We start from the raw sequence: 15,373 nt of genomic DNA, 5'->3' as shown, positions 1-15,373 counted from the left end.
ACGTACTTGCTTGATCTTAGCTTAGATTTAAGAGGTCTTATTCAAGACCTACAGTCCAGCCAGCAGTCCAATCGTTATCAGCATCTTTAACCGCACCGATAAAGTCTACGGTTGTAAAGAAGCTGTCTAGCGTAGAAACGTCTGTTGCAGTAGTAGTATCAACTGTGTAGATACCATTGAGTACTGTAGCAGTGTTGTCTAGCAAGCTGTTGCCAGTTTGACCAGTAAACCATGCTTCTTGGTTGAAATCGCCAGAGTCTTTGATATTTTCAGCACATGCTAGAACTGAAGTTTCAAACGTTAGTTGTGGCGTGTTAGTGCCGTCCATATTAGCAAGAAGCGTAGTATCGCCATCACTTAGGTCAGCTTCAAAACACTCACCCATACCAGCAGGACCTGTTACAACAAAGTTGTATAGTTGCGCATTAGTTTGGTCACGAAGTAGAACACCTTCAGAATCAGCATCCGCAGTGTCGAACTCGTTACCAATGATAGTCATGTTAGCTACCATAGGGTTAGAGAATGCAGTACCGTCACCGCCGTCACCGTCACCTTCGATAGCGCGGTTAGCATCAGAGTTATCAGCAGCGTGCTTAACAAGAACAAACTGAAGTTTACCTTGGTAACCGTTATCCCAGTCAACAGAGTCATCTTGGATACCTGTAAGCGTTAGGTATTTAATGTTTACTGCACCACCAAAGAACTCGACACCGTCATCAGCATTTTTGTGAACTTGTAGATACTCAACAGTTGTACCTGAACCAACACCACCAAAGGTAATACCGTTTAGCTCATTATCAGGTGCAATTTCGAAACCACCGTGCATAACACGAACATAGCGAAGCGTACCAGAGCTGTCAGTGTTGTCAGTACCACCAAATACAGCACCTTCTTGAGCACCTTCAACTTGCAGTGAACAAGACGTGCCGTCTTGAGGACACTTGGTAGATTCACCATTACCTAGGATGATCATACCGCCCCATTGACCAGCTTCACCCGCTTCAAGCCCACCAACAACATGGTCACGCGAAGTAAATGTGATTGGCTTGTCTGCTGTACCGTTAGCATTAATTTCAGAATCACGGCTTACTACAAGGTAATCGTTACCTGACGCGCCGTATACGGTTACACCTGGGTCAACAGTAAGTGTTGCGCTGTTTTCTTTGTCACCGCCAACGAACACAGCGCCAGACAATGCGTACAAGTTACCTTCAGTTAGACGAAGGTCAGAAGTAATTGTGCCAGACAATTCACAAGTCGTTGTTGAACCATCAACAGGAGTTATACTTGTTGTACCTGAAGGGCAGCCTGATGCCGTTTGGACAAGTTCGATAGTTCCGCCACCGAAACCAAATGCCCAACCTTGACGCCAATCAGTTTCACCAACAGCACCCACAAATGTATTTGCTTCGAAGAAAGTATCAAGAAGTGTTGATGCGTCACCGCCAGCAGTTAACAAGGCACTTTCTGAAGTTAACGTACCATCTGGGTTAAGACCTAGGTTTGCACGATCTTCAAAAGCAATTAACTGATTACCGTCTTGACCTGTAAACCAGGTTTCAAGGTCTACAGCACCATCTGGTGTATTGAATGGCTCTGAACATGAAATTACAGAGTAAGTCATAGTCAAATCACCGTCAGATAGGTTCGCTTGAACCGTATCATCCGTGTCCATTTCCAAACACTCACCCATTCCCTCAGGGCCAGTGATCAAGAAATTCATCAGGTTTGCACCCGTTTGGTCGCGAAGTAAAAGACCTTCAGAATCGGCATCAGCAGTATCGAATGTATTACCGATAACCGTCATGTTAGCAACCATTGGCTTAGAGAACTCTAAACCGTCACCGCCATCGCCATCACCTTCGATGCCACGGTTGGCATCAGAATTGTCAGCAGCGTGCTGAACGTAGACGTACTGTAGTTTACCTTTGTAGCCGTTATCCCAGTCAACTGAATCATCTTGGTTAGCTGTAAGCACTAAGTGCTTCGCATTTACTGCACCACCAAAGAACTCAACGCCATCATCTGCGTTGCTGTGTACTTGAACATAATCTACTTCAGTGCCTGAGCCAACGCCGCCAAAAGTAATACCGTTAAGTTCATTGTCTGGCGCAATTTCGAAACCAGCGTACTTAACAACAACGTACTTTAAGATACCTGAACTATCAGTATCGTCAGAGCCACCAAATACTGCACCTTCTTCTGCACCTTCTACTTGAAGAGCACAATCAGAGCCATCTTGAGGACACTTAGTCGAGGTCGCATTACCAAGAATAACCACACCACCCCACTGGCCTGCGCCAACTTCATCACCAACAACGTCGTTGAAAGACGTCATGATAACAGGTGAAGATGCAGTACCTTCGGCTTCAATTTTAGAGTCACGACTAATTACTAAGTAGTCAGCACCAGTACGACCGAAAATAATAGTACCTTCTTCTACCGCTAGAGTAACGCTGTCAGCTTTGTCATTACCCACGAAAACGGGACCTTCAAGCGCCCAAACTGTATCGTTTGTTAGCGTAATAACGCCTTGGTCATCTGCGTCGTCAGCAGTAAGACGACCAGAAAGTACGCGAACCTCGACAGTTTGACCAAACGCATCAGAAACTTCACCGCTTAGGAACGAACTTCTTTCGCCTGGTGCAGTATCAACAGGGGTTTCACCACCGTTGCCGCCGTTACCGCCATCAGTGCCACCATTATTGTTTGTAGTATTATTAGTCACACTGTTGTCAATATCGCCTTCGCTGATATTGATGTCGCCACCACAGCCAGCTAGCACAAGTGCTGTAGCAATAGCTGAAGCTTTGAATAATTGCTTAAGTTCCATGCGTTTCTCCAAGTACGGTATAATTATGGATTTAGAAAACGCGGAAACTTTACCTAAGGTAAATGACACATTTGTTACACAAAGCGACTGTAACAAAAGTTTCATATAAAAAATTTCAATCTGAACTATACGAAAGGCTTAAATTTGAGATGTTTTTCTTAGATTACAGTCTGAAAAGCGATTTAAGATGAAAAAATAAGTACTTCTGATTCAACTGAATAGCCTAAAAACCGAAAAAGTGAGACTCACCAACAGTCATAAAAGTGTCATTTATTCGTAATTCAATGACACTATGACAATTGTGTGTGACCGTTATATTTCACTTTTTGCAGTGATATATGTATGAACAGGTGCAGCAAAAATTAATTTCTCAAAGGTGAATTACACAAATCACTCTAACAAGCGTCGCTGACGCACTAACACATCTTCGCGAATAGGAAAGTAGCCATCTCTAACTACTTGGCGCTGCCCCTCTTTTGAAAGGATATAGCGTAAAAATTCCCTTTCTAAGGTTGGTAATGGCTCACCGGGCTTTTTGTTGATGACCAGATACAAAAAACGTGAAAAAGGGTAAGTCTCATTGCGCACGGTCTCAATGGAAAGTGGAATAAGGCTGTCCAAACTTTCGCCAAGTGGCAAGGCTCGTACACCCGCTGTTTTGTAGCCATAGGCAGCATAACCAATTGCACCAGTACCACTGGCCACTGACAACACTACCGAAGCCGACCCCGGTTGCTCGTTCACCGTGTTCTTAAAATCACCGTCACACAGCGCCATGATTTTAAATAGCCCGTATGTACCTGACACCGAGTTTCTACCGTATGTTCGAATGGGAGAGCGATAACCATCTTCATCAAGTCCCAGTTGCTGCCAGCGCTCAATTTTTTGATTACTGCCACAAAACTGGGTTTCAGAAAACACCGCATCAACTTGCTCCAGTGACATACCCGAAAGCGGGTTGCGCCTATCCACGAATATGGCAATCGCATCCATTGCAACTTTCAATACTGTTGGAGGATAACCGTGCTCACGTACAAAGTCGCGAATTTCACTGGGCTTGAGCTCACGGCTCATAGGGCCAATGGTAGCTGTACCTTCTAACAACGCGGGAGGAGCCGTAGATGAACCTGAAGCCTGAATTTGGAAACCCACTTGGGGGTAAAGGGTTTTGAATTCTTGCGACCAAAATGTCATTAAATTAGCAAGAGTGTCTGAGCCCACTGATGAAATCTTTCCCGCAACCCCTGGGACTCTTTCATAGGAAGGAACGTCATAGCGGGTAGTAGACTGCTCTACAGTGTGGATAGCTTCGGCTCTGTTGCCGAAAATATTGGCAAGAAATACAAAACACACAATAGATAGGGTGTAACTACTCCACTGTCTTATGGTCATTGTCGAGTGCTCTTCATGCCGTGAAATATTCCTATCAACCCAGCTCTGCCACCAATTCACCGTCTAAAACGAAAGAGAACTGACTTCCCTCTCCTAGCGAACTAGTGATATCTAACCTTGAATTATGATGGCTTAGCACATGTTTTACAATGGATAGCCCAAGCCCAGAACCACCGGTTTTACGAGAGCGCGCCTTATCGACCCGATAGAATCGCTCAGTCAATCGGTTTAAGTGATTCGGCTCAATACCATCGCCATTATCAACAACAGCAAAGTGAACGCCATCGCTTTTGCGATGCCAATACACATTAATTTCACCACCTGCAGGTGTATAGTGAACAGCATTAAAAACGAGGTTGGAGCATGCACTGCGAAGTTCTGTTTCAACACCAAAAACACATAATTCGGGATCAACATGAAAATGAATCCGGTGCTGCTTTTCTTTATTTAAAGCCAATGCCTCGGTTTCTACTTGCGCCAGTACCGCGGGCATATTTACTACGTTTTCATAAATGCGCTCAGAACTCGCTTCAATACGAGATAGTACCAACAAATCTTCAATAAGGTTCTGCATGCGATGCGTTTGAGACACCATCTCATTCATGGCTTTTTGCATGAATGGATCAGCGTCTTCATCGATAGGCAATATCTCAAGGTAACCATTGATCACTGTTAACGGCGTGCGAAGTTCATGAGAAACGTTAGCCACGAAATCTTTGCGCATCTCTTCTAGTTGCGACACTCGCGTAATATCCCGAGCAATCAGCAGTAGATGCTCCTCGCCGTAGGGCATTATGCGGTATTCAAAAGTTTTGTTAGGGTTTGTTGGTGATGGAACTTCGATGGGGTACTTATAATTCCCTGCATGGAAGTATTGAATAAACTCAGGATGACGCAATAGATTGTCAATTCTTCGGCCAGAGTCTTGAGGCCACTTTAAGCCCAGATCGAGACGTGCTAGACGATTACACCAAATGATACAGGCTTTGGCATCAACCACCACTGCTGCATCTGGCAAAGCTTCAGAACCCTCGCGAAACCGTTTGACCAACTCTCCGAGCTCTTTGCGCTTATTTCGATTGCGGCGTTGAAGGTAGTAAATACCTTCATAAATGTGCTCCCACATCCCTTTTACGGTTGGTGGTGACATTTTACGGCTGTGCCATAACCATCGGTTGAGTTTGTATAAATGCCAGTAGTTGAAGCACAACAACAAGGTAGCACCAACAGCTATTGCCATTACCAAGTCGTCCAAATACAAGCCCACCAGCGCGAAAACCAACAGGAATAGCACTAGGCGAATGGAGCTTCTCAACCAAGAGAATGGGTAGTACATGAACAAACTCGTATAAGTGAAAACGCTAAAATGATGGAAGCGAAGTACCACTCCCATCCATGATTAAAGCTTAGTTGAGAAACGGTAGCCCGCACCTCGAACCGTTTGAATCATAGCATCATGTCCGTGACGAGAGATAGCTTTGCGTAGACGACGAATATGCACATCTACCGTTCTATCTTCAACATACACGTTAGTCCCCCATACATTATCAAGTAACAACTCTCGGCTATATACGCGCTCTGGATGTGTCATGAAAAAGTGAAGTAATTTAAATTCAGTGGGCCCCATATCCAGTGGTTCATCATTAGCCATAACACGATGAGATACGGGCTCGAGTTTAAGTCCATTGAATTCAATAGGTTCTTCACTGGATGTCGGTGTTACTCGACGCATAACTGCTTTGATGCGCGCAACCAACTCCTTGGGTGAAAAGGGCTTGGTGACGTAATCATCGGCACCAGCATCTAAACCACGTATTTTGTCTTCTTCTTCGCCACGAGCGGTCAACATAATTACAGGAATATCTCGAGTAAACTCATGCTGTTTAAGGCTCTTTGCTAGCTGCACTCCACTGCCGCCTGGCAACATCCAATCTAACAAGATTAAGTCTGGATAAGGTTCGCAGATTTTTTCTTGTGCGATGTCAAAATCTTCGGCTTCAATGATATTAAAGCCAGATTGCTCAAGCACAAATTTAAGCATTTCGCGAATAGGCGCTTCGTCCTCAACCACCAATACTGTTCGAGACATTGATATTTTCCTGCTCATATTAAAACGCCGCTATTATTAATGTGGTCTGTGACAGTTTTATTAAATTGATTACATTTATGTGTCAAGTTTTGGTGAGAAATTAATCTTCTTATAATAAGCTCAAAGTTTAAGCACATAATCTTGTTTATTAAATGATTTGCGCATATTCTTGATAATGTATTGGGTAATCGGTTATGAACAGGGGTATGTTTATCGATGGCTGCCGTTAAAACAGGGTTATCAAGGAAGCTCTTAGCGAGAGTTTTGTCGGTTTATTTCGCGTTAACGTTAATCGTCACTGTTGGGCAGATATTTACAGAGTACCTCAGTACAAAAAATCACGTTGAAGGTGAACTACAAACCTTAAAAAATACCTTTTCCTCCAGTCTTACTCGTGCTCTTTGGGAACTTAATAACGACCAAGTTCGCGCCATCGCCGAAGGTTTAATGTCTCTGCCTATCGTCGAAGGCTTGCAAGTTAGGGGTGAAAACGGCAACTATATAGCTGAGTATGGCATTCGGGCTCAACGCTCTCCCAACCCTGTAGATAGAGAAATTATAGAAGATCACAGAGGCGGTGTATTCAGTTACAGCTTTCCTTTGGTGTTCAAGTTTTCTGGTAGAGAATCAACGGTTGGTGATGTAACACTTTATTCAAGTTTTGATACTATTTTTAGCCGTATTGAAGTCGGCGTCTTTTTCTTGATCGGAAATGCACTGGTTAAAACAACTTTCCTCGTTTTCCTCTTCATGACAGCGTTTAGAACCATGTTGTCAGAACCATTGCAAAATATCACAGAACAAATGGGGAATTTCGACCCTCAGCACCCTGAAGAAAGTAAAATCACCATTAAGTTAGAAGATGACAATGAGCTACTTCAACTTAAAGAATCCTATAACCAAGTTATTGATGATTTGATTGTTTCAAACCAAAAGCTCAAAGACGCACAGGATGAGCTCACGCTAGCGAACAAAAAGCTCGACGATCAGAACCTTATACTAGAACAAGAAGTTGCCAAGAAAACAGCGTCACTTTCTCAAATCATGCTAGATCTTGAGCAACAAAAAGATGAACTGATTGCTCATCAACGCGAGCTAAGACAAGAAAACGAAAATCGCCAGTATATCGAAGCAGAGCTTCGCAAACGCAACGAAGAGCTCGCGAATTCCATGGATACTTTGCATCAAGCACAAGAACAACTGGTAGAGTCTGAGCGAATGGCATCACTAGGTGGATTAGTAGCCGGTATTGCGCATGATGTTAATACCCCTCTTGGCGTAAGTGTTACCGCGGCAAGCTTCTTACAAGAGCGCTTAAACAACCTGAAAAATGACTTCGAAGACAAGAGTTTAACCACTAAAAACATGGCTAGCTTTATCGACGAAGCAGACCAAACTGCACACTTGTTACTGAGTAACTTAGAGCGTGCATCTGATCTAATTGCAAGCTTTAAGCGCGTAGCGGTTGATCAAACCAGCGAGACCGAGCGCGAGTTTGTATTAGGTGATTATGTACAAGAAATTTTGCAGTCACTGAAACCGAGCTTTAAACATACCGAACATTCTATTTCGGTTAACTGCAAAGAAAACTTCCGGGTCAATTGTGCACCTGGTGCCATCGCACAAATCATTACCAATATGGTGGTTAATTCTATCACTCATGGCTTCGAGGGCATGAATGCTGGCAATATTCAACTTGATATAAGGGAAGATGGCGACGAAGTTGTTATCGAGTACCGAGACGATGGACGAGGCCTGTCGAAAGAAGAACTAGATAAGCTTTTCGATGCATTCTATACCACCAAACGCGGTGAGGGCGGTAGCGGTTTAGGTACGCACATTATGTACAATTTAGTGACCCAATCCCTTCATGGGCAAATAGATGCAAAGAGTACTCTCGGTAAAGGGTTGTGCTACATAATCCGTTTTCCCATTGATGCATCTGTAGATAAAAACAGTTAAATCGTTTTTTTTCCTATTCAATTGCACCGCGTAGCGTACATTGGTACGCTTGCGCGCTCTTTTTCTATATGAGACTGCTTTCATTATGTGGTTTAAAAACGCAAAAGCTTATCAAATTACCCAACCACTTTCGTTAAACGATGACGATTTAGAGCGCGTACTAAGCGCACATGCATTCCGCCCTTGTGGCAGTCAAGACCTCGCGACAATGGGCTTCGCCTCTCCGTTTTCACAAGTAGGTAAGCAAGGCACCATGTGTCATGTGGTTCAGCAACGTTATTGGATCACGTTAAAGAAACAAGAAAAGATTTTACCGAGTGCTGTAGTTAACGGCGAACTTGAAGAAATGGTGGCTAAAATTGAAGCCGAAACAGGTGCACCCGTAGGTAAAAAAGCGAAGGCCGACTTGAAGCAGGAAATTCAAACGCGCTTGCTTCCTCAAGCTTTTACTAAGAACAGCTACACCCATGGTTTTATTTCTTTGCCAGACAACCTTGTTGTTGTTGATGCATCTTCAGACGGAAAAGCTGAGGCCTTTCTTGCTATGGTGAGAAAAGCGATTGGTTCATTGCCCGTTGTTCCATTGACGCGCAGAAGTCTACAAAGTGAGCTCACCCATTGGATTTCTGACAGTACTCCTGAAGGTATTGCGTTGCTAGAAGAAGCTGAATTCAAGTCAACTGACGATGTGGGTAGTGTTATACGGTGCAAAAATCAGCCGCTCGACAGTGAAGAAATCAGCATTCATTTATCCGCTGGCAAGCTGGCTCAAAAAGTGGCTTTTGAATATGCCGATACGTTAACTGCAATTTTGTGCGAAGACGGCGCGCTTAAACGCATTAAATTTACTGATCGCATTAAAGAAGAGACAGATGACGTTCCAAAAGATCAAGTTGAGGCAAGGCTTGATGCTGAATTTGCTCTGATGTCTGCAGAATTATCAGCGCTTATTGTATTTTTACAAAACGTGCTCAATCTAAACGACGCTAGCCTATAATTTCACTATTGAAAGTCTTTCGACAAGCGTTAGTGTTTAAAACGCTCAGAAACACATGGGTTCATATCAAGTCCTTATTCTCTTTGTGTGAACCCTATTACTATCGTTTTGGGTAGTGAATAACAGCAATGAACCGCGTTTCTCCTACTTCGTCGCGATAGCCATGAGCTTGATCTGCACGTAACAGACACTGTTCCCCTTTGGCATAAGTATGCCAAGTACCTTCCTGAAATACACTTAATGTCCCCTTAGTCACATGAATATGCTCTGTAACACCTATTTGGTGGGCGCTAGAATGTTGCTCATGATGGGCCGTTAAGCAAAGCTCAAACATTTCAAAACCTGTTTCTGGGTTAAAAGGAAAAAGGGTTTTTACCGTCATATTAGGATCGTTGGCGAACTCACCTTGAATCCGACTCGCTTGTGAGAGCACCGCAGAGTTACTATCTAGTAAAAAGGATGAAAATGAACATTCTAGCCCGGTTGCTATCTTCCACAATGTGGCGATAGTCGGGCTAGATTCACCTCTCTCTATTTGACCTAACATGGCTTTAGATACCCCCGTTAACGCGGCCGCTTTATCAAGAGATAGTCCTTTTTCTTTGCGTACTTCGCGAAGATGCGTTGAGATACTTTGTGCAATATCCGTCGGATCATTTCCTGCCATATTCATTATCACTCTATATTTTACAATTTTTTTGGCACACCACTTGTGCGCTATAACGCACAAATGATATGTTGCTGACTTTCCATGTGCGTTATAACGCACAGAATAGCAGTTGTTGAAATTCACTCAAGTGTTCTGCTTAAAAAGGGGTTGATATGAAGCAATGGAAGTTTAGTCACATTAGTGCAGGACTTACCGCGGTGACCGTAGGTTATAGTAGCGCAATCGTTATTGTAATTGACTTAGCGCGTCGTGCTGGCGCAACTGATGAAATGGTAGTGAGTTGGCTTCTCGCGCTCGGTTTAGGTATGGGCTTTACCTGCATAGTGTTTTCATGGCTCACAAAAATGCCTGTAGTAACCGCTTGGTCGACACCGGGGGCGGCGTTTCTACTTACCACTGTAGATGCATATACACTACCAGAAGTCATTGGAGCATTTGTTTTATGTGCGTTATTTTCATTAATCACTGCACAAAGTCGCGCGCTGCTTGCACAAATTAGCCGTATCCCTGTGGCAATATCTTCTGCGTTACTCGCTGGGATTCTACTTCCTATTTGCCTAGCAATTTTCAGTGATGTAAACAACTCGCCCATACTTGTTGCGAGTTTCATCGCTTTATATTTAGTAGGCAGTAGATTGTTTCCACGTTACCTAATGCTTGTTTTGTTAATACTTTCAGTGGCTATTAGTATTTACTTACAGCAAGATATAGATATTTCATTTACGCTGCCAGTGCCTATCTGGACTACACCAGTGTTTTCTTTAAGCGCCACTATTGGTTTAGCTTTTCCACTATTTCTAATTACCACGCTATCGCAAAATTTGCCAGGAATAGCCATTCATCATGCACACGACTACCAACCAGATCACAAGCCTATTCTAAGTGGTATTGCGTGCGTGCAAGCGCTACTCGCTCCCTTCGGCGGTTTTACCTTTAATTTGGCAGCAATAACCGCTGCACTATGTATGGGAGAACAAGCTGACAGTGATAAATCACAACGTTATAAAGCGGCAATTGCCGCGGGTTTGGCATACTTGTTAATGGGTTTACTGGCCTCGGTGGTCGTTGCGCTGTTTGTAAGTATGCCACCAGTAATTGTGCATTTGCTCGCAGGTTTGGCGCTACTTGCGACGTTACAAGGTGCAATTGTGCGCGCGATGGAAGTTGAGCATCACCGTGCCCCCGCCTTGCTTACCATGCTTTGTACTGCATCCGGCTTTAGCTTATTTTCAATGACGTCTGCTGTTTGGGGCTTGGCTATTGGGTTACTGTTATTACTGGTTCAAAGAAAGCCCACGTAGCGAAAATGCACCGTGATATTGAGTAAAGTGTGCCAACAAACCGCGTTAGAAAACAAAAAGCCGATGTGACTCACACATCGGCTTTTAAAGCATTAACATGTAAAATGCGTTACAAGAAAATTTGCTTCGCAGCACTGGCTAAATCTTCAAACTCATCCGAGTGCAACTCACCCATTTCTGCAACCACACCGCGTTGAATTGCCAGATTCAGTACCGCGTCTTTTTGACTATCCATAGCGCCAGATACCGCTGCGCCAACGCGAACAAAATCAATATAGCTCAATTGTTCAGGTATGAAACTGAGATCTTTCCAGTTTTTTGCTACGTTAACAAACGTATCACCAAATCCCCACTCTTGCATAATGCTAGCACCAATTCGCCCTGCTAATTTATCAATAGCCACATCAAGAAATGAAGGGTTCGCAAACACCTCTGCGTGGCGTTCGGCTTCAGTCAAAATCGGTAACACACCAATATTATGAACAAGCGCTGCCAGCGTCATGGTGTCCATGCTCATTTCACGCTTTTTGGTTCGCGCTATGTAAAGCTGTAACACAGCCATAGAATTAGCCACTATTTTTACCGTATTAGCCCACTCTTTTTGCAAGTAATTTGCTACAACATCATTTTTAGAAACAAACAACTGCTCCATGGCTAAGGCGGTGGATATATTTTTTATTTGACGTAATCCGATACGAGTGACGGCTTGGCTAACAGAAGTTACTTTTACACTACGTCCCATATAAGCACTGTTTGCGATTTTAATCATTCGCGCACTTAAAGATGGATCCTGCCCAATAACATCACCCATATCATTTAAGTTTATTTCAGGATCATCAGCTGCTTTTCGCACCTTCAATGCAATAGCTGGAAGTGTAGGAAGCACTAATGTATCGTTATTTATTTTCTCAACTAGTATCGTTAATAGCGCATTCTGTGTAGACATATTTTCTACCTTAAAGAGTTTGTTACGCCACCCTTGTAAGAGGTGGTTGTAGACCATCATCGACGAGCAAACTGAACAAATTGTATACCTGTTCCGTGATACCCAATTCCATTTACAGCTTAAATTATATTTATTGTTTTAGACTTTACTTACAACCTTGGACGATAAAACCAAAGCTTGCTTAGCATTCTTTAGGTAACTCCAATACCATACTATCCTAGTTCAATATTAGTGCAATATTAGAGCGCTCCATTTGCTCAACATGATTAACCTTCTCAAAAATATACATCAGCACGGTTGGTAATGCGGCTTAATCTCGATGAGGTTTTCAAATTGACAGTTGTGTTTGTTGTGTATTTTTCTCAACAAATATGGAAGCATAGACCAAGTATAGACAACTAGTGCGAAATCACTATTGATATCGAACAAATAACTCTCATACTTTTGTATGAAATCAAAAGCATAGATATATTATCAACCGGCTAGAGACATAATGAAAAAACAAAACTAACGACATATTCAACAATAGCAACTACGCTAGCCAGCGTGTTTCTACTAGCAAGTTGCAGCAAGCCACCACAAACAAGCGAAGAACAAGTAACCGAAGTCGCACCTGCAGCTCAACACACATTGCTTATTGAGCAGTCTCGCTTGTCGATTTACCACCCAGTTGACCTTACCAGCGATTTATCACACTTAAGTGACAATCAAAAGCGCATGTTGTCCTTGCTTATTGATGCATCAAAAATTATGGACGACCTCTTTTGGCAACAAGCCTTCAATCAAGATAAAAGTGCATTTCTAAGCGCTATTGAAGACAAAGACGTTCGTCACTTTGCTGAGATTAATTATGGCCCATGGGATCGCTTGAACGGCGATGCTCCCTTTTTAAGCGGTTTTGAAGAAAAAGCATTGGGTGCAGAGTTTTATCCTCATGATATGACCAAAACTGAATTTGAAAGTGCGAACTTTGAAGACAAACAAGGTTTGTACTCCGTCGTGAAACGCGACGATACAGGTAAATTGTTTACTCAACCTTATTCAAAGGCATACAGTGATGAGCTAACGAAGGCCGCCAATTTACTCAAAGAAGCATCTGCATTAGCAAACAATGAAGAGTTTAAGCAGTACTTACTACTTCGCGCTGAAGCGTTGTTAACCGATGACTATTTAGCCTCTGATATGGCATGGATGGATATGAAAACCAACCCAGTAGAGCTGGTCATAGGTCCTATTGAATCCTATGAAGATCAACTCTTTGGGTATCGCGCAGCATTTGAAGCTTATGTACTGGTAAAAGACTTAAAATGGAGCGAAAAACTTGCCAAGTACGCGGCCTTTTTGCCTGAGCTACAACAAGGTTTACCAGTAGAGAGCGCCTACAAAGCTGAGATGCCGGGCTCTGATGCTGACTTAAACGCTTACGATGTTATCTACTACGCCGGACATTCCAATGCAGGAAGTAAAACGATTGCGATAAACCTACCGAATGACGAACGAGTTCAACTTGAGAAAGGAACCCGTCGCCTTCAGCTGAAAAACGCGATGCGCGCTAAATTTGACAATATTCTTGTTCCCATTGCCGATACGCTAATTGTTCCGGAGCAGCGAGAGCATATTACTTTTGACGCCTTTTTTGCTAACACCATGTTCCACGAAGTTGCCCACGGTTTAGGGATTAAAAATACCCTTGATGGTAGTAATACCGTACGTGGCGCATTAAAAGAGCATGCCTCTGCACTGGAAGAAGGTAAGGCGGATATCCTTGGTTTGTACATGGTACAAAGCTTATTGGAGAAAGGCGAAATAACGGAAGGAACATTGAAAGACTACTATGTGACCTTCATGGCAGGCATTTTCCGCTCAGTGCGCTTTGGCGCAAGCTCAGCCCACGGTAAAGCGAATATGATCCGCTTTAACTTTTTCGCTGAGCAAGGCGCCTTTGAAAAAACCGAAGCGGGGTTATATAGCGTCAATATGGAAAAAATGGGGACTGCTATCAAGGCTCTTTCCGCCTTAATTCTAACGCTTCAAGGCGATGGTGATTATGACGGCGTGGCTGAGTTAGTTGCTAATATGGGCGTAATTAAACCGGCACTGGCAGCAGATTTAGCCCGTCTTGAAGCGGCTAATATACCTGTTGATATCCACTTCAATCAAGGCAAAGAAGTACTCGGGTTATAACGCTAGTTCGATTTAATTATTGGCGTCTTTTGTTATATAGAAGTAAAGGCCTGATTTTTGGTTTTTGTCGGGATCAGGCCTTTTATTTCAGTTTAAGTTAATCAGTCACACAAGTTGCTTTAATTATTGCCTGTTGCGCTTTTGACTGAGCATCATCTCCAGTTGATTCCGCAACAGCATGATCTATTCGTGCAGCATTACATTTCTTTTGTAGCTCAGCAGACATAAGGTAACTTTGATCTTTTTGTTGTTGTATAACTCCCTTTAGCCCATTGTATTCTCTACGGTTTTCTGGAGACTTGTCTTTCTCATATGCGGGAGGTTGAATGCTAGAGCATGCACCTAAAGCTACTATGATAGATAAGCTAGGTATGATGTTTAATTTCGACATAGTTAATGTGCTTTTTAGCGATTTGAATTTCCAAGAAAGCTACTACATTAAAAAATGAAAATTAAAACTGTATCACCACAATGTTTATCCATCTGTTCAACACAAATTTTTGACTATCAGGAGCGAGGGCTTTCTTTGAGAATAGTCTTAAACAGCGCGCAATACTAAAACGCCGTAAGTGATAACTTACGGCGTTTTTCTCTATCTATTCAACATGCTGCTTCATGTTTTCAGTGTAAGGAGGCCAGCCTAGTGGCTTTCCTGCTAACACATGAAGATGGATATGATAAACAGTTTGACCACCAAATTCATTGCAGTTCATTACGGTCCGAAAGCCTTGATCAGCAAACCCATGCTCTGCGGCAATTTTTGCAGCAACAAATGACAAATGACCCACTACTTCGCGATCTTCTTCTGCAATATCATTAATTGTAGCGATAGGTTTTTTTGGGATCACCAAGAAGTGCAAAGGCGCTTGCGGGTTGATATCCTTAAATGCCAGAGATAGCTCATCTTCGTAGAGTATTTCTGCTGGAATTTCCTTGTTGATAATTTTAGTAAAAATTGTCTCAGACATAGATAGTGTTCCTCACTTTCCACCATTCAAA

The 15,373-nt window shown here is 43.0% G+C and carries 12 protein-coding genes; 4 read left to right on the top strand and 8 right to left on the bottom strand.

The annotated features are described in order from the left end of the window. Nucleotides 1–37: 37 nt before the first annotated feature. From EYR97_RS11620 to phoB, 4 genes are all read right to left on the bottom strand, one after another. Nucleotides 38–2,833, bottom strand: a complete 2,796-nt coding sequence (locus EYR97_RS11620) for a hypothetical protein (protein WP_131093977.1) — start codon at nucleotides 2,831–2,833, stop codon at nucleotides 38–40. A 390-nt stretch (nucleotides 2,834–3,223) separates the two neighbouring features. Then, on the bottom strand, nucleotides 3,224–4,225 hold the full coding sequence (locus EYR97_RS11615) for a PstS family phosphate ABC transporter substrate-binding protein (protein ID WP_242634997.1): 1,002 nt from the start codon (nucleotides 4,223–4,225) through the stop codon (nucleotides 3,224–3,226). 34 nt (nucleotides 4,226–4,259) lie between these two features. Next, nucleotides 4,260–5,561, bottom strand: coding sequence for a phosphate regulon sensor histidine kinase PhoR (phoR, locus tag EYR97_RS11610; RefSeq protein ID WP_131093976.1), 1,302 nt, complete (start codon nucleotides 5,559–5,561; stop codon nucleotides 4,260–4,262). 63 nt (nucleotides 5,562–5,624) lie between these two features. After that, complete coding sequence (gene phoB, locus EYR97_RS11605) at nucleotides 5,625–6,314, bottom strand: phosphate regulon transcriptional regulator PhoB (protein ID WP_014997327.1); 690 nt, start codon at nucleotides 6,312–6,314, stop codon at nucleotides 5,625–5,627. A gap of 216 nt (nucleotides 6,315–6,530) precedes the next feature. On the opposite strand from phoB, the gene EYR97_RS11600 reads away from it, so the two are divergent. Both EYR97_RS11600 and rdgC read left to right on the top strand, forming a co-directional pair. Further along, a complete protein-coding gene (locus EYR97_RS11600; RefSeq protein ID WP_131093975.1) occupies nucleotides 6,531–8,276 on the top strand; it encodes a sensor histidine kinase in 1,746 nt (581 codons plus the stop codon). An 85-nt stretch (nucleotides 8,277–8,361) separates the two neighbouring features. Continuing rightward, on the top strand, nucleotides 8,362–9,273 hold the full coding sequence (rdgC, locus tag EYR97_RS11595) for a recombination-associated protein RdgC (protein ID WP_131093974.1): 912 nt from the start codon (nucleotides 8,362–8,364) through the stop codon (nucleotides 9,271–9,273). Between the two features lie 100 nt (nucleotides 9,274–9,373). Here rdgC and EYR97_RS11590 read toward each other — a convergent pair whose 3' ends face one another. Continuing rightward, nucleotides 9,374–9,946 carry a helix-turn-helix domain-containing protein gene (locus EYR97_RS11590; protein ID WP_131093973.1) on the bottom strand — a complete coding sequence of 191 codons (573 nt, stop codon included), beginning with the start codon at nucleotides 9,944–9,946 and terminating at the stop codon, nucleotides 9,374–9,376. Between the two features lie 149 nt (nucleotides 9,947–10,095). Here EYR97_RS11590 and EYR97_RS11585 point away from each other — a divergent pair, with 149 nt between their 5' ends. Further along, entirely contained in the window at nucleotides 10,096–11,244 is a 1,149-nt protein-coding gene (locus EYR97_RS11585) for a benzoate/H(+) symporter BenE family transporter (RefSeq protein WP_131093972.1), read from the top strand. 109 nt (nucleotides 11,245–11,353) lie between these two features. On the opposite strand, the gene EYR97_RS11580 is transcribed toward EYR97_RS11585, so the two are convergent. Beyond that, a complete protein-coding gene (locus tag EYR97_RS11580; protein WP_131093971.1) occupies nucleotides 11,354–12,190 on the bottom strand; it encodes an HDOD domain-containing protein in 837 nt (278 codons plus the stop codon). Nucleotides 12,191–12,736: 546 nt separating this feature from the next. Between EYR97_RS11580 and EYR97_RS11575 the strand changes: the two genes are divergently transcribed. Then, the gene (locus tag EYR97_RS11575) at nucleotides 12,737–14,374 is read left to right on the top strand and encodes a dipeptidyl-peptidase 3 family protein (protein WP_242634996.1); all 1,638 of its coding nucleotides are present in this window, start codon (nucleotides 12,737–12,739) and stop codon (nucleotides 14,372–14,374) included. Nucleotides 14,375–14,471: 97 nt separating this feature from the next. Here EYR97_RS11575 and EYR97_RS11570 read toward each other — a convergent pair whose 3' ends face one another. Continuing rightward, nucleotides 14,472–14,765 carry a hypothetical protein gene (locus tag EYR97_RS11570; protein WP_131093969.1) on the bottom strand — a complete coding sequence of 98 codons (294 nt, stop codon included), beginning with the start codon at nucleotides 14,763–14,765 and terminating at the stop codon, nucleotides 14,472–14,474. 205 nt (nucleotides 14,766–14,970) lie between these two features. Continuing rightward, nucleotides 14,971–15,342 carry a histidine triad nucleotide-binding protein gene (locus EYR97_RS11565; protein WP_131093968.1) on the bottom strand — a complete coding sequence of 124 codons (372 nt, stop codon included), beginning with the start codon at nucleotides 15,340–15,342 and terminating at the stop codon, nucleotides 14,971–14,973. Between the last annotated feature and the right edge of the window lie 31 nt (nucleotides 15,343–15,373).

Source organism: Alteromonas sp. KUL42, from assembly GCF_006538325.1.
Taxonomy (GTDB): Bacteria; Pseudomonadota; Gammaproteobacteria; order Enterobacterales; family Alteromonadaceae; genus Alteromonas.
The sequence above is the reverse complement of the archived record's forward strand: the minus strand, read 5'-3'. Positions and strand labels throughout refer to the sequence as shown.

Excerpts from the sequence above, each read along its gene's own strand:
- EYR97_RS11620 (WP_131093977.1), bottom strand. The coding sequence starts at position 2,833 with ATGGAACTTAAGCAATTATTCAAAGCTTCAGCTATTGCTACAGCACTT.
- EYR97_RS11615 (WP_242634997.1), bottom strand. The coding sequence starts at position 4,225 with ATGACCATAAGACAGTGGAGTAGTTACACCCTATCTATTGTGTGTTTT.
- phoR (WP_131093976.1), bottom strand. The coding sequence starts at position 5,561 with ATGTACTACCCATTCTCTTGGTTGAGAAGCTCCATTCGCCTAGTGCTA.
- phoB (WP_014997327.1), bottom strand. The coding sequence starts at position 6,314 with ATGTCTCGAACAGTATTGGTGGTTGAGGACGAAGCGCCTATTCGCGAA.
- EYR97_RS11600 (WP_131093975.1), top strand. The coding sequence starts at position 6,531 with ATGGCTGCCGTTAAAACAGGGTTATCAAGGAAGCTCTTAGCGAGAGTT.
- rdgC (WP_131093974.1), top strand. The coding sequence starts at position 8,362 with ATGTGGTTTAAAAACGCAAAAGCTTATCAAATTACCCAACCACTTTCG.
- EYR97_RS11590 (WP_131093973.1), bottom strand. The coding sequence starts at position 9,946 with ATGAATATGGCAGGAAATGATCCGACGGATATTGCACAAAGTATCTCA.
- EYR97_RS11585 (WP_131093972.1), top strand. The coding sequence starts at position 10,096 with ATGAAGCAATGGAAGTTTAGTCACATTAGTGCAGGACTTACCGCGGTG.
- EYR97_RS11580 (WP_131093971.1), bottom strand. The coding sequence starts at position 12,190 with ATGTCTACACAGAATGCGCTATTAACGATACTAGTTGAGAAAATAAAT.
- EYR97_RS11570 (WP_131093969.1), bottom strand. The coding sequence starts at position 14,765 with ATGTCGAAATTAAACATCATACCTAGCTTATCTATCATAGTAGCTTTA.
- EYR97_RS11565 (WP_131093968.1), bottom strand. The coding sequence starts at position 15,342 with ATGTCTGAGACAATTTTTACTAAAATTATCAACAAGGAAATTCCAGCA.